Source organism: Cobetia sp. 3AK (genome assembly GCF_029846335.1).
Classification (GTDB): domain Bacteria; phylum Pseudomonadota; class Gammaproteobacteria; order Pseudomonadales; family Halomonadaceae; genus Cobetia; species Cobetia marina.
This window is the reverse complement of sequence record NZ_JARWKR010000004.1, coordinates 216216-231538: the sequence shown is the minus strand read 5'-3', so window position 1 is coordinate 231538 and position 15323 is coordinate 216216. Positions and strand designations below refer to the sequence as shown.

The 15323-nt window shown below is 62.7% G+C and carries 12 protein-coding genes; 8 read left to right on the top strand and 4 right to left on the bottom strand.

Annotation, left to right across the window (positions count from 1 at the left end; translation table 11 throughout):
• Position 1 precedes the first annotated feature (1 nt).
• The 8 genes from dgoD to QD228_RS07585 all read left to right on the top strand — a co-directional run bounded on the left by dgoD (position 2) and on the right by QD228_RS07585 (position 10923).
• Entirely contained in the window at positions 2 to 1150 is a 1149-nt protein-coding gene (dgoD, locus tag QD228_RS07620; protein WP_077376333.1) for a galactonate dehydratase, read from the top strand.
• 96 nt (positions 1151 to 1246) lie between these two features.
• Positions 1247 to 2044, top strand: a complete 798-nt coding sequence (locus QD228_RS07615) for an SDR family NAD(P)-dependent oxidoreductase (RefSeq protein WP_279875008.1) — start codon at positions 1247 to 1249, stop codon at positions 2042 to 2044.
• A complete protein-coding gene (locus QD228_RS07610; RefSeq protein WP_271302552.1) occupies positions 2041 to 3036 on the top strand; it encodes a 2-dehydro-3-deoxygalactonokinase in 996 nt (331 codons plus the stop codon). Before QD228_RS07615 ends, QD228_RS07610 begins: the two co-directional genes overlap by 4 nt.
• A 28-nt stretch (positions 3037 to 3064) precedes the next feature.
• Positions 3065 to 3679: a 2-dehydro-3-deoxy-6-phosphogalactonate aldolase gene (locus QD228_RS07605; RefSeq protein WP_136937793.1), complete on the top strand. Its 615-nt coding sequence runs from the start codon at positions 3065 to 3067 to the stop codon at positions 3677 to 3679.
• Positions 3680 to 3718: 39 nt separating this feature from the next.
• Complete coding sequence (locus tag QD228_RS07600) at positions 3719 to 4675, top strand: SMP-30/gluconolactonase/LRE family protein (protein ID WP_279875005.1); 957 nt, start codon at positions 3719 to 3721, stop codon at positions 4673 to 4675.
• 44 nt (positions 4676 to 4719) lie between these two features.
• On the top strand, positions 4720 to 6948 hold the full coding sequence (locus tag QD228_RS07595; RefSeq protein ID WP_279875003.1) for an alpha-galactosidase: 2229 nt from the start codon (positions 4720 to 4722) through the stop codon (positions 6946 to 6948).
• Between the two features lie 44 nt (positions 6949 to 6992).
• Positions 6993 to 8981, top strand: a complete 1989-nt coding sequence (locus QD228_RS07590; RefSeq protein WP_279875001.1) for a beta-galactosidase — start codon at positions 6993 to 6995, stop codon at positions 8979 to 8981.
• 556 nt (positions 8982 to 9537) lie between these two features.
• Positions 9538 to 10923 (top strand): GntP family permease, encoded by a 1386-nt coding sequence (locus QD228_RS07585; RefSeq protein ID WP_279874999.1) that lies wholly within the window; start codon positions 9538 to 9540, stop codon positions 10921 to 10923.
• Between the two features lie 121 nt (positions 10924 to 11044).
• On the opposite strand, the gene QD228_RS07580 is transcribed toward QD228_RS07585, so the two are convergent.
• The 4 genes from QD228_RS07580 to QD228_RS07565 form a co-directional block, all read right to left on the bottom strand.
• On the bottom strand, positions 11045 to 11365 hold the full coding sequence (locus tag QD228_RS07580) for a hypothetical protein (RefSeq protein WP_139345462.1): 321 nt from the start codon (positions 11363 to 11365) through the stop codon (positions 11045 to 11047).
• Positions 11366 to 11520: 155 nt separating this feature from the next.
• On the bottom strand, positions 11521 to 13749 hold the full coding sequence (locus QD228_RS07575; protein ID WP_279874996.1) for an FUSC family protein: 2229 nt from the start codon (positions 13747 to 13749) through the stop codon (positions 11521 to 11523).
• Between the two features lie 3 nt (positions 13750 to 13752).
• Positions 13753 to 14670, bottom strand: a complete 918-nt coding sequence (locus QD228_RS07570; RefSeq protein ID WP_279874994.1) for an HlyD family secretion protein — start codon at positions 14668 to 14670, stop codon at positions 13753 to 13755.
• A gap of 220 nt (positions 14671 to 14890) precedes the next feature.
• The gene (locus QD228_RS07565) at positions 14891 to 15130 is read right to left on the bottom strand and encodes a DUF1656 domain-containing protein (protein ID WP_240499517.1); all 240 of its coding nucleotides are present in this window, start codon (positions 15128 to 15130) and stop codon (positions 14891 to 14893) included.
• Positions 15131 to 15323: the final 193 nt, after the last annotated feature.

Below are 15323 nucleotides of genomic sequence, written 5' to 3'. Positions count from 1 at the left end.
CATGAAAATCACTCGACTCAAGACCTGGCAAGTTCCGCCACGCTGGTTGTTCCTCAAGATCGAGACCGATGAGGGCTGCTATGGCTGGGGGGAACCGGTCATCGAAGGGCGTGCCGCCACGGTGGAAGCCGCGGTCCACGAGCTGTCGGATTATCTGGTCGGCCAGGACCCACGCAACATCGAGCACCTGTGGAACGTCATGTACCGCGCAGGGTTCTATCGCGGCGGCCCTATCCTGATGTCCGCGATCGCCGGCATCGACCAGGCCCTGTGGGACCTGAAGGGCCGTGATCTGGGAGTGCCCGTGCATCAGCTGCTCGGCGGCCCGGTGCGCGACAAGATGCGGATGTACGCCTGGACGGGCGGCGACCGCCCGTCAGAGGTCGGCGCAGGTGCCAAGGCGCTGGTCGACCAGGGCTTCACGGCCTTCAAGATGAACGGCACGCCGGAGATGCAGATCGTCGATTCCCACAAGAAGATCGATGACGCCGTGGCGCGTGTCGCCGAAGCGCGTGATGCGGTCGGCCCCGACGTGGGGATCGGCATCGACTTCCATGGCCGCGTGCACCGCCCGATGGCCAAGGCGCTGCTGCGGGAACTGGAGCAGTTCCACCCGATGTTCATCGAGGAGCCGGTGGCACCTGAGCACCTGCCCGCGCTCAAGCATATCGCCGAGGGCATCGCGACGCCCATCGCCACCGGCGAGCGCCTGCACACCCGCTTCCAGTTCCGTGACCTGCTGGCGGACGGCATGGTCGACATCATCCAGCCGGATCTCTCCCACTGCGGCGGCATCAGTGAAGGCTTCAAGATCGCGACGCTGGCCTCGGCCTATGACGTGGCCCTGGCACCGCACTGTCCGCTGGGCCCGCTGACGCTGGCGGCTTCCCTGCAGCTGGATGCGGTGTGTCACAACGCCTTCATCCAGGAACAGAGCATGGGCATCCACTACAACAAGGACAACGACGTCCTGGATTACCTCGTCGACAAGGACGCGCTGGCGATCAAGGACGGATTCTGCGCCATTCCCCAGGGCCCGGGGCTCGGGGTCGAGATCGACGAAGCCTTCGTCGAGGAACGTGCCAAGGTCGGGCATCGCTGGCGCAATCCGGTCTGGACCCACGAAGACGGCTCCGTCGCTGAGTGGTAATGCCGAGCAAGCCGCAACGTACACATTGACAACACAGACGCCATGCCAGGACAGGCTCTCAGCCGAAGGTCTGTCACGCTGCAGAAGGGACTCATCATGACCCGTACCGCATCACCCCATACTGAACTCCCCGCCTTCGCGGACTTTCGCTACCCGGACCTCGCAGGTGCCAGTGTCTTCATCACCGGCGGAGGCTCGGGTATCGGTGCCGCATTGACCGAAGGCTTTCTGGCGCAGGGTGCCAAGGTCGCCTTTGTCGGCCTGTCCGATGCCAGCGAATTCTGTGACGCCATGGAAGCTCGCTACGCCAATCGTCCGCTGTTCATTCGCTGCAACATCCAGGACATCGAGGCATTGCAGGCGGCTGTTGCACAGGCGCGCGAGGCCCACGGCCCGATAGGCGTTCTGGTCAACAATGCGGCCCGCGATACTCGCCATACGCTGGAGGAATGGACGGTGGAGCAGTGGGATGAATCCATCGCCACCAACCTGCGTCCCCAGTTCTTCACCGCTCAGGCGGTCGCGGCTGACATGCGGGCACTGGGAGGCGGCGCCATCATCAACCTGTCTTCCAACAGCTACATGCTGGGGCTGGGGGGCTATCCCACCTACGTTACCGCCAAGGCCGGCATCATGGGGCTTACCAAGGCGCTGGCGCGTGAGCTTGGGCCAGACGCCATTCGCGTCAACTGTCTGATTCCGGGCTGGGTAATGACGGAGCGTCAGCGCGAGCTGTGGGTCAATGACAAGGACTTGAACGAGTGCATCGACCAGCAGTGCCTCAAGGAAGCGATTCCGGTCGAGGACATGATCAATCCTTGTCTGTTCCTGGCCTCCACCGCCTCACGCATGATGACCGGCCAACCGATGGTCGTGGATGGAGGTCGAGTGTGAGCGCCGTCCATGCCCTCCCCGCCTGGATCGCCGTGGATTGGGGCTCCAGCAATCTGCGTGCCTGGGCGCTGGATGATCAGGATCGGATCATCGCCCAGGCAAGCAGTGCCCGCGGCATGCTGGGTCTGGCGAGCGATGAATTCGAGGATGTCCTGCGGGTGGTGATCAATGACTGGCTGCCCGAGGACTCCACCTCAAGCATGCCGGTGTTGATCTGCGGCATGGCGGGCGCACGCCAGGGCTGGGTGGAAGCGGCCTACCTTCCGGTCCCGGGTGAGCAAGCCCCTGCCATCGATGTCCTGTCTGGCCTGGCAGAGCAGCTGACCCATGTGGCAACGCGCGACAGACGTATCGCCGTCACCATCGTGCCGGGGCTGTGTCAGCACCAGCCGGCCTTTGATGTCATGCGCGGCGAGGAGACACAGCTGGCGGGTCTGGTCGCCGCTCAGCCGGGCTATAGCGGGGCCGTCTGTCTGCCCGGCACCCACGCGAAGTGGGCACAGCTCGAGAACGGTTCGATCACGGGCTTCACCACCTTCATGAGCGGTGAACTCTACAAGCTGCTCAGTCAGGATTCGGTCCTCAAGCACTCCGTGGCGGGAGGGGATCTTGCCGATGAGCCACAGCGTCAGGCATTTCTGGCAGGCATCGATGCGGCCATGGCGGAACCGGCGCGCATGACGGCGGCGCTGTTCGGCATCCGTGCGCGGGATTTGCTCGATGAACGCCTCGATGATGAGGCCTCGCGCGCGGCCTTGCTGGGTGCGCGGCTTTCCGGTCTGGTGCTGGGCCTTGAGCTGGCCGGTGCCACATGCCTGCAGCCGCAAGGGTCGCTGATCACCTTGATCGGTGATGACACCTTATGCCAGCGCTATCGGATCGCACTCGAGCATCTGGACTATCGCGTCAGCCTGGCCGCCAATGCCGACATGATTCTGGCCGGGCTCGGGCGCATTCATCACGCCTGTCAGGCACGCCTCGCCACTGACTGACACCCCCATCTTCCCCCTGGAGACTTCCATGAGCCTTCCCCTGGTTGCCATTCTGCGCGGCGTCACGCCGCAGGAAATCATCGCGATTGCCGACGAGATCATCGCGGCGGGCATCACCCGTATCGAGGTCCCGCTCAATTCGCCCCAGCCGCTGGTCAGCATCGCGGCGCTGGTCAAGCACTGTGCGACGGCCCATGACGGCCAGATCCTCATCGGTGCCGGCACCGTCCTGACGCCGGAGCAGGTGCGGGACGTGCATGGCGTCGGTGGTCGGCTGATCGTGTCGCCCAATGCCGATGTCGAGGTCATTCGCGAAAGTCGCCGACTCGAGATGGTGTCCATGCCAGGCATCGTCACGCCGACGGAGGCCTTCGCGGCCCTCGCCGCCGGCGCCTCAGGTCTCAAGCTCTTCCCGGCGACCCAGGTCGGTATCGTCAACATGAAAGCGATGCTGGCCGTGCTGCCCACAGGCACCGAGCTGTATGCCGTCGGGGGCATCGGCAGTGACAACTTCGCGCAATGGCGTGCGGCAGGTATCCATGGTGCAGGTCTGGGAACGGCCATCTACACGCCGGGTCTGACGGCTTTTGACGTCGGTGAACGAGCACGCAAGCTGGTCTCCGCCTGGACCGCCGCCGACTGAGCCCGGCGGCTCTCCCACAGGATTCACGAGGAGTAACGGATGACACGATCGACCTGCCTGGGCACGGCTGAGCGCCTCGTGGCCAGCCACTGCGAGCTGGGAGAAGGCCCCGGCTGGACACCCGCCACGTCAACCCGCCCTGCCAGGGTGCGCTGGGTGAACATCCTGGCAAGTGAGCTGCATCACGCGGCCGCGGATGGCAGTGATCACGTCATCACTCAGCTTGCGCGCCGCACCTCCTATACGGCGGTCACCCTTGAAGGCGACTACCTGCTGGTCGGTGAAGGCATGCTGTCACGCTGGAACCCCGAGACAGGCGCCGTGGAAGATGTCATGCCCTTCGAGGCGGACACCATGCCCGCGACACGCAGCAATGATGCTCGAGTGGATACCCACGGCAGTCTGTGGCTCTCGAGCATGGGCTGCAACGCCGAAACCGGGGCTGGCAGTCTCTACCGCCTGCACCGCGGCAAGCTTTGCAAGCTCATGGATGGGCTGACCATTCCCAATGCGCTGTGCTTCTCGCCGGATGGCTGCTTCGCCTATTTCACCAACACCGTTACCGGTCAGGTGATGCGCTGGCCACTGGACGCCGATGGCTGGCCACTCAAATCAGCAGGTGAAGGGTCAGCAAGTGAAGGGGCGGCAGGTGAATACGACGCTCCTGAGGTCTGGGCCGACCTGCGCGATTGTGGCGGTGGCCCGGATGGCGCCGTGATCGACGCCGACGGCCATATGTGGATTGCGCTCTGGGGGGCCGGCCGCGTGGCAAGGCTGGATCATGACGGCAAGGAAATCGCCCATGTGACGCTGCCGGTCAGCCAGCCCTCGTGCCCGCTGTTCGGTGGTGAGGGGCTGAGCACGCTGTATATCACCACGGCGCATGAGGGCATGGCCACGCCGGATCATGCGGCGGGTGATGGTGATCTCTTCGCGCTGGACCTGTCAGCACACGGCTTCAAGGGACTGGCAGAACCGCCGCTGGTGCTGAGCTGACACTGCCATTCCGTCTCTGATTCTTCTTTATTTCTGGACCTCTCATGATGACCGCAGACGCCTCATCCACCCGACCTTCGGCAGCGCCCGACGCAACCTGGTCCCCCCAACAGCAATGGCTGAGCCTGAGCGCCGACGGCATCCAGCTGCAGCTGGATCTCGCCGATGGCCTGCTCAGGCTGGCCCACCTGGGGCGCATCGCCCCGGTCACGCCAGCCCAGCACCGCCTGATGAGCGCTGCTGCCACGCCCCAGGCAAGTCTCGATCAGCTGCCGCCCAATACCTTGTTCAATGATGCCGGGCTTGGTTTTGCGGGCTATCCGGCCTTGATCGGTGACCGTGATGGGCGTGACTGGCTCACCGACATGCGACTGAATGAGGTGGCGTGCTCGACCGATTCACTGGGCGCGCATGCCCAGCTGACACTGGCGGATGCCACGAGCGAGCTGGAAGTTCTGCTGTCACTCACGCTCACCAACGAGGGGGTGCTGCGTCAGTCCACCACCCTGCGCAATCCTGGTACGGCAGACTATCGTCTCGAGTGGCTGGCGGCCTGCTGCCTGCCACTGCCGAACCGATTCGAACAGTGCCTGAGCTTCGGTGGCCGTTGGGTCCAGGAGTTCACCGAGACACGCCACGCCCTGAGTGAAGGCACCTTCACGCTCGAGAATCGGCGCGGGCGCAGCTCTCACCAGCGTGTGCCCTCCCTCATCGTGGGTACCGAGGGCTTCAGTGAGCAGTCCGGGGAGGTCATCAGCGCGCACCTGGCCTGGAGCGGCAACCATCGACTGCTGGTGGAGCGCCAGTTCGATGGCAGCACGCAACTGCAGCTGGGCGCACTGCTGTTGCCCGGTGAGCAGGTACTGGCCGCCGGGGACAGCGTCACCACGCCGGAAGTCGTCATGGCGTGGTCTGACACGGGCATCAATGGCGCCAGTCAGCGCATGCATCGTACCTTGCGTGCACGGCTTGACTGGCCGACGCCGAACAAGCCTCGCCCGGTCCACGTCAACACCTGGGAGGCCCTCTATTTCGATCACGACGCCGAGCGGCTGGAGGAGCTGGTCACCGCTGCCGGCGACGTCGGCGCGGAACGCTTCGTGCTCGACGATGGCTGGTTCGTGGGCCGCGATGGTGAGCGAGCAGCGCTGGGCGATTGGTACCTGGATCAGGGCAAATACCCCGAGGGACTGGGGCCATTGATCGCGTCCGTCCATGCCCAGGGCATGGAATTCGGTCTGTGGGTGGAACCCGAGATGGTCAATCCTGACAGCGCGCTCTTTCGCACGCATCCCGACTGGATACTGGCGCTGGAAGGCCGTGAGCAGCCACTGGGGCGGTATCAATGCGTGCTGGATCTCACACGCCCTGACGTCACTGACTATCTGTTTGCGCGACTGGATGCCCTGCTCAGCGACTACCCGATCCGCTATCTCAAGTGGGACATGAATCGCGACCTCACCCACGCCGCGACCCAGTCCGGCGAGCGACGCGGCATGCCTGCAGCGCATGCTCAGGTACAAGCGCTCTATGCGCTGCTCGCACGTCTGCGCCAGGCGCACCCTGAGGTGGAAATCGAGAGCTGCGCCTCGGGGGGCGCCCGTACCGACCACGGCATTCTGCGCCACACCCATCGCGTCTGGACCTCGGACTGCAACGACCCGCATGAGCGAACGCACATCCAGCGCGGTGCCAGTCGCTTCCTGCCGCCGGAGCTGCTCGGGGCCCATATCGGGCCGGAGCATGCACACACCACGTCGCGGCGTACCTCCCTTGCCTTCCGTGCCTCCACGGCCCTGTTCGGTCACCTGGGCCTTGAACTGGACGTCAGCCAGCTCGCGCCATGCGAGCGTGGGGAGCTGCGCGTCTGGATCGAGCGCTACAAGGCATTGCGCGGGCTGTTGCATGGCGGCGTGAGCTGGCGTCTGGACTGCCTGGATGACGGCCAGCATGCACATGGCGTGGTCAGCCAGGACGGTGAAGAGGCGCTTTACTGCATCAGCCAGCTGGCCATGCCACGACACGCCATACCTGCGCCACAGCCGCTGGCAGGGCTCATCGCCGGGCAGCATTATCGACTCGAGCTGCTGAAACTGCCGGAACATCCCGAACGCCGCATGAAGCAGCTGCCGGCCTGGGTGCAGGCCCAGCTCTCGGGGGAGCCCGTCGTCGCCAGTGGCGAGATGCTGATGCGTGCTGGGCTTGCCCTGCCGGTGCTTGACCCGGAACAGGCGATCCTGATCCACCTGACGGCGGCACACGACGTTGACTGAGCCTGTGCTCCAGCTATCACTTCACCGATTCAAGGATGACCTGTATGCAAATCGGCGTCTGTTATTACCCGGAACACTGGCCGCGTGAGCGCTGGGCGCAGGATGCCCGTGACATGTTCGAGGCCGGCATTCGCGTGGTGCGCATAGGCGAGTTCGCCTGGAGTCGGCTGGAGCCGCGCTCCGGAGAGCTGCGTTTCGAGTGGCTCGACGAGGCCGTTGAGGTGCTTGCCCGCGCCGGTCTCAAGATCGTGATGGGAACCCCGACGGCCACGCCCCCGAAATGGCTGGTGGATGCCCACCCCGAGATACTGGCCGTCGATGAGCATGGCCAGGTGCGGGGGTATGGCTCACGTCGTCATTACTGCTTCTCCTCGCCCGTCTATCGCACGCAGAGCGAGCGTATCGTGCGTCTGATGGGGGAGCGCTACGCCACTCATCCGGCGATCATGGCGTGGCAGACTGACAACGAATACGGCTGTCACGACACCATCCTCAGCTACTCTCGGGCGGCGCGTGCAGGCTTTCCTGAGTGGCTGGAACAACGCTACGGCAGTGTCGAAGCGCTCAATGAGGCATGGGGCGCGGTGTTCTGGAGCCTGGAAGTGACCGCCTTCTCGCAGGTCGAGGCGCCGGTCGGCACCGTCACCGAGCCACATCCGGCGATCGTGCTGGATTATCGTCGCTTCTGCTCCGACATGGTGGTCGAGTACAACCGGCTTCAGGTCCAGACGCTGCGAGACAGCGGCGTGAACGTCGATATCGTGCACAACTTCATGGGCCTGTTCACGGAGTTTGACCACTTTGACGTCGCCCGGGACCTGGACATCGCCAGCTGGGATAGCTACCCGTTGGGCTTTCTGGAGCGTGGTGCCCATCCCGAGGCCACCAAGGCGTTCTATCGCCAACAGGGCCACCCTGATTTCGCCGGTTTCCACCACGACCTCTATCGCGCCATGTGCAAAGGGCGCTGGTGGGTCATGGAGCAACAGCCGGGGCCGGTCAACTGGGCCATCAGCAATGCCGCCCCACTGCCCGGCATGGTTCGCCTCTGGAGCCATGAGGCCTTTGCCCACGGTGCGGAAGTCGTCTCCTATTTCCGTTGGCGTCAGGCCCCCTTCGCGCAGGAACAGATGCATGCGGGTCTGTTGCGTCCGGATGGTTCACCGGCCTCGGCCTGGCCGGAGCTGCTGCAGGTCCGCGATGAACTGGCTAGCTTGAGCGCAGAAGGCCTCAGTGGGCGCGAGATCGAGACCGAACAGTCCCCCGTGGCCTTGATGTTCGACTATGCCTCGATCTGGGCCTGCCAGATTCAACCGCATGCCGAGGACTTCGATGCGCTGGAACTGCATCTGAGCTGGTACAGCGCCCTTCGCAGGCTGGGTCTGGACATCGACATCGTCTCCCCTCGTGATGATGTCAGTGGCTATCCTCTCGTCGTGCTGCCCTGTCAGGTGATTGCCGACGATGCGCTTGCGGCACGCCTGAGCGCTGCACGTGACAGCGGCAGCCGTATCGTGATCGGCGCACGCTCCGGCTCACGCACGCCAGACTTCCAGATACCCGATCAACTGGCACCGGGCGCCCTCGGCGAGCTGGCCGGCGTCACGGTCGATCGAGTCGATGGTCTGCGCCCCGGTGCCTGCCCCGGGGTCACCACGGCCAATGGTCATCATGGCCACGCGTTGCGCTGGCGAGACCTGCTCGACAGCACGCGTACCACGGCAAGGGTCGTGACTCGTTTCGATGATGGAGAAGCGGCTCTCACGGAGCGCGCAGGGGTCAGCTATCTGACCGCCTGGCTTGAAGAAGACACCCTCATGGCCGTGCTGGTCGAGGAATGTCGCAAGGCAGCCATCCTTACCACCGCCCTGCCGGAGGGTGTGCGCCTGCGCTGCAGAGGCAATCTGGTGTTTGCCTTCAATTATTCGCCTGAACCACGCTGGCTACCCGAAGGCCTGGTGCCGGAAGATGGCTGGATCTGCGGAGGCCAACAGCTCGCTCCCGCTGGCGTCAGTATCTGGCGCATGGCATGAGGAGATGTCCAAGGCGATGACAGCAACGGAGCGCTTCAGTGGCTTTGCCATCATCCAGACAAGCGTCACGTACGTATGACTCCATGACCCCTGTCGGCCTCGCGACCGGCGGATGGTTCGATCGTTTCTGGCGGTGCCTCCGGGTACCGCCTTTTTCTTAAGGCGACAGTTGCCAACAAGAGTTTTCGTCAAGAGCTTGCCGCTGGCGGTGTTGAGAACACAGCCCCTTCCCGTGGCAGGTCTTCTGCTGACACGATGGTCCCTTCAGCCCTGGAGACTCGCGGAACTGGCAGGATTTTTTATTCAAACGAAAGATAACGGTATAAATTCTATCTGTTGTACCACACGCCTTGCCAACCCCCGATACGGGAGTCCCACGCTGCCACTTAAGCCGCATTGTCCTCTTGTCAGACAAACTCTACCGTGAGCCAGATGTCACTGTAGAACAGTCCATATAAAGAAATAATTACAGGAAACGCATCTGTTCACAGGACATACGTCGTCATTGGCAGACGGCACACCATGACTACAACGCCAACCACGAGATGTCCCCTTCATGAGCATTCTTGCCATTCTGATATCGCTGGGACTGTTGATGTTCCTGGCCTACCGCGGTATCACCGTTCTGTTGCTGGCACCTGTGATGGCGGCTCTTGCCGTCGTGCTTTCAGGTGATGCAGGCGCCCTGCTGCCCAGCTATACCGTCACCTTCATGAGCCAGCTGGGCGGCTACCTGGCCAAGTTCTTTCCGCTGTTCATTCTCGGTGCCCTGTTTGGCCAGTTGATGGCGGATTCCGGGGCAGCCCACGCGATTTCCGAGGGGCTGGTAAAGCGCCTCGGAACCCGCCATGTGATTCTCACCGTCGTGCTGGCCTGCGCCCTGCTGACCTACGGTGGCGTCTCGCTGTTCGTGGTCGCTTTCGCCGTCTATCCCATCGGGGCCCAGCTCTTCCGGCGCACCTCGACACCCAAGCGACTGCTGCCCGCGGCACTGGCGCTGGGCTCCTTCACCTTCACGATGACCGCCCTGCCCGGTACCCCGGCGATCCAGAACGCGATTCCGATTCCCTATTTCCAGACCAACAGCTTCGCGGCTCCCGGACTCGGCATCATCGCCGGTCTGATCATGCTGGGGCTGGGCACCTGGTGGCTGAAGGGCAGAGCCACGAAAGCTCAGGCGCAGGGCGAAGGCTATGGCAAGCATGACAATGAGGCATTGAATGATGATGCGCCGGTGGCACACATGAGCATGCTGACAGCCGTGATCCCGCTGATACTGGTGATCGGACTGAATGCCCTGCTCACCTACCTGGTCTTCCCACGCATCGACTTCTCCTATCTCAATGACGCCTTCCCGGAGCTGGACCCGGCCGGCGCCACCGGCATGTGGTCGATATTGATCGCGCTGAGCTGTGCGTCACTCTGGCTGGTGGTGACTCGCTGGAAGCAGTGGGCTGACTTGAAGGCGACGGTCAACAATGGCTGTTTCGGTGCCATGCTGCCCGTCTTCAACACCGCCTCGGAGGTCGGTTATGGCGCCGTGATCGCAAGCCTGGCCGGCTTTGCACTGGTCAAGGAGGCAGTACTGGGGCTCTACCCCGACAATCCGCTGATCTCGGAGGCCGTGGCGGTCAACGTGCTGGCAGGGATTACCGGTTCCTCCTCGGGCGGCATGAGCATCGCGCTCTCGACACTGGGCTCTACCTACATGGAGATGGCCGTCAATGCCGGGATAGACCCTGAATTGATGCACCGTGTGGCGGCACTGGCGGCTGGCAGCATGGATACGCTACCGCACTCAGGTGCAGTCATCACGCTGCTGGCCATCTGCAAGCTGACTCACCGCCAGTCCTACGGACAGATGTTCATGATGACCGTGGCGTTCCCGATGCTGGCACTGATCAGTGTCGTGACGCTGGGCAGCCTGTTTGGCAGCTTCTGACCACGACATGCCTCTGAAAGCCAAGGGCGACAGAAACGACACAGGCCACCTCAAGGGGTGGCCTGTGTCGTTTCGATACCTGGGACAGCTGTCTCAGGACGCCTTGATGGCACGGACAGTCTCAATAGACGTGATGCTGTTGGATCATGGGGACTTCGGCGCGGGCACGCGTCTTGATCCAGAGCGTCAGATCTTCCTTGTCGGCCCGGGGATTCTCCGCCACCCAGTCGACGATACGCGAGGCAATGAACTCGGCGTAGAAGTCATCATCGAACTGCAACAGCATCAGGTCCTCACTGGCCTGGCTCACTCGCAGCAGCACTTCACTGCCGGGCAGCACATACAGGCTCAATTCGTGCAGGTATTGCGTCGTGAAGGTGACGCGCTTGAAGCGATCAGGGGCATCACGACCACTGTTGCTGATGTCATTCATGAAAGCCATGATGCTTCCCCGTAGTAGATATCTCATGCATTTCGCTCAGATATGAGCAGATATCTTCAATGATAGACCAGATGCTCTTGCCACGGTTGCTTTTATTAGCGTTTTTTAACGGACCATCCGACGCCTGAGCGCTGAACATTGATCAGGCGTCAGATTCACGCGTTCTGACGCAACGCATCACTCTCGAGCGTGAGTTGCACCCGCTCCAGCCAGCCCGCCAGCAAGGCTTGCTTGTGGCGACTCATGGCGTCCTGTTCGGCGATGGTCTGCGAGAATCGGCGCCCGGCCTTCTGAAGACGCCTGGGGCGCTTGCCCTGACTGCATCGCTCGAAATCCTCCGCCAGCGCCAGAATCAAGCTCTGCAAGGCACGCTGCACGGGCCTGGACATGTTCTCGCCAAGCTCGCGTCGCACGAAGCCTATTCCGCGCCCGATATCCATGCCTGTCAGGCCCAGAGACATCAGAGGCATTCCCTGTGGCTCGTCCGCGACCGCAGATGAATCGGCCCCGCCCTGACGTGACTGCTGTTCCTGTTGACGGCTTTGCTCATGGCGGGCAAGACGCAGCAGGCGATCCCCCATGCGTCCCCCGAACCAGCTGTCCACCTGCTGAGCGGGGCGTTCGGCCAGCTCCCGGATATCACTCGCCGTTGTCTGGATCAGCTGGCGCTTGTCCCAGCTGGCCCCGGGTACCGGGATCAGGCGAAACCCGAGAATGGTCACGATCAGGCCGATCCCGGCCGCCAGACTCCGGTTGAGGGTATAGGCCACATCGAAGGTCATGCCGTTGTCGGGCATCACCAGCAGGATATTGAACACCACGAACGGCAGACAGATCCCCGCCAGCACCGGCACCACGGACCCCATCAGGCCGATGAACAACGGAACACTGAAGATCAGAATGAACGGCACGAAATGCTGGGCCTGACTCAACAGGACATTGCCGAACAACAGCACACTGGGCACGGCGAACAGCAGGCCTTTGAGCACCATGGGGATGATGGGGGCGGGGTCATCGCGACTGGCGAAGATACCGGAGAACAACGTGCCCAGCAGCATGGCCACCGCCCCATTGTCCCAGGCCGTCGCCAGCCAGAAGATGGAGGTAGTCCCGAAGATCAGCATGGCACGCAGCGCATTGGTCGCCGCTCGTCCGTGATCGCGATGCCAGCTCAGACTGGGCTGGCGCAATTGATGGCGACCGGGATGATTGATGACCTCACGTGCCTGAAGCATCACCAGCGCATGGCCCAGCACTTCCCGCAGACTATAGAGCAGCCGTGCCTCGAGGGCTGACAGATTGCGCTGACCGCGCGAGATTCTCAGGCATTCTCCGCGCAGCTCCTTCAAGGTGGCGCGTGCCTGCCCGATCCCCTGGTTGTCGGCCATGCTCTGGAAGGCGCTGCCGAGTCGCTGCATCAGGTCCTGTGTCGGTTGACTGAAGCGCTCCGGTTGCTGAACGGCCGGACGCGCGAGCTGATCGTCTTGCCCGTCGTCGTCGATGGCGTTGTGGTGCTCGGACTCACCGTCAGCGCCAGTGGCGTGATGGCGCAGGAAGAATTCCGGGTGACGCAGCTGATGCAGTGCCTTGAGGGTGGCATAGAGGCGCATGCTCCGCCGAGTCAGCAGATGGACACCGCGGATACGCCCCTTGCCCTGAGGCCCCTCATATCGCGCGGAGTGGGCATCGATCTCGAGATTGTTGAGCGCCCCAAGGCCGGTCATCATCTGTTCGAGCATCGCCTGACGTTCGCGATTCTCCTCGGCATGCCGTTGCTCGGCGCTCAGGTCATCCTGGGAGGGGTCCGAGAAGGCCAGCGCCATGTAACGGAAGGTGGCGTTGACGGCGGTATCCGCCAGCTGCCCCAGATGGTCTCGCACACGTATCGGCCAGACCAGCGCACTGACCAGCACGGCGCACAGTGCACCGAGACTCAACTCACTGAGGCGAGCCAGCGCCACCGAGAAGAAGTTGCCGGGCGCCGAGGACGTCAGCACCACGATGATCATGCAGGCCACTGCCCCCATCACGCAGCCATAGGAGAGGTTATTGTGGGTGAGCGAAGCCCCGTAGATGCACAGGCCGATCCACAGGGTGACACTGCCCAGTGCCAGTTCCGGCGCCTGGGCAAACAGCCCCATGATCACGACGGCGACACCGACACCCGCCACGGTGCCGGCGATCTGGCAGATGCCCTTCTCGACCACCATCCCCGACATCGGGCGTATCTGCAGAAAGGCCGCCGAGATCAGCGCCCAGTACGGGCGATCCAGATCAAAATAGAAGGCCGCATAGAGTGCCAGTGACATGGCAAGGACACCCTTGAAGGCGAACTTCAGGGCAAAGGAAGAGGGTCTGAGAAACGCCGCGAGTGCCGGAGACATCGATCAAGGTGCTCCGTGGCCGATGTCCTCGGCATCGGTGATGTCACTGAGCAGCCGGACACTCGCCGTCATGCCTGCCGCCAGATTGACCCCGGACGCCCGTACCGCCTCGATATCATCGAACTCCACTCTCACCGGGATGCGCTGTGCCAGGCGTACCCAGCTGAAAGTCGCACTCACCTGCGGCAGCTGCTGGGCATTGGTCGCGGTATTGTCATCGGCGATCCCCTCACCGATTCCCACGACACGGCCCTTGAAGTCCTTGTTGCCGCTCATCAGCGTGATCTGGACCGGATCTCCCTTGCGCACATGCTGCAGCTTGGTTTCCTGGAAATAGGCGCTGAGATAGAAGGAGTCATCCTTGATCAATGCCATGACCGAAGTACCCGCCGTCACATAGTTGCCCTGCGTCAGGTGCATGTTGAGGATGCTGCCATCCGCCGGGGCGGTCAGCTGGGTACGGTCAAGATCCAGTTGCGCGGATTGAAGCGCCGCCTCGGCCTGCTGCACATCGGCGCGAGCTACCTCGGCCTCGAGACGAGCACTGTCACGCTCCTCTTCACTGATCGCCCGGTTGGTCAGGCGACTGCGTCGATTGGCTTCATGCTCCTTGAGCCGCAAGGTGGCCTTGGCACTGGCCAGACTCGCCTTGGCCTGAGCCAGCGCCGCCGCATAGCGGGCCTGGTCGATCTGCAGAATCACGTCGCCCTGCTTGACGCGAGTGGTGTCCGCCACGTTGAGTTCACTCACCCAGCCGGACACGTCAGGGCTCAGCGTGATCACCTCGGCACGCACGCGAGCATCCCGCGTCCAGGGACTGTACATGTAGGTCTTCCATAGCCAGATGGCACACCAGACCGCCACGGCCACCAGACACAGGGTAATGACCCATTTCACGACTTTCTGTCGAGACTTGCTCATGCAGTTTCCTTGAAGAGTTGATCCTGACGGGAGCCTCGGCTCACACGAGGTTGCGCAGAGTGATGCTTGCCAGTGACGCCTGAGCTCGACCGCCTTCGAAGATGGGGTGACGTTGCCACAGTGACGCGACAGGTGAATGACGAGGGACATCTGACGCCTGCGACGCGAGCGCTGTCGCGATGACGATGAGTGACGGACCAGACGCGATTCGGTGAAGGCGTCAGGTCACCAGTGCGACGATTCCTGTCAGACAGATGATGAAGAGCGAGATGTCGAACCAGGCCTCGAACCATAGCTCATGATTGGCAAGCACCCGGTGCAGCAACGAGCGAATCAACCCGGCGATCACCAGCGCCGCCAGCGCATAGACCAGCATGGGGCTGATCAGGAATTCTCCCACCACCATCTCGTGCAGTGCATTGAAACCTGCCAATGGCATGTCAGGGGGTGTTTCGTTCATCGACACATGTCCTTTGGAGATCCTCTGGAGGTGAGATCACGCATGCGGGGGGCGATAGGCGAGATTGGTCGCCAGCATTGACGCTCAGTCAACGTCAACCAATGGAGGCAGGTTCGCCTGCATTCAAGGTCTCAAGCGCCCGCCACCCCACAAGAATATATGCAGGCTAACATTTATCAGGCGAGTTGCCACG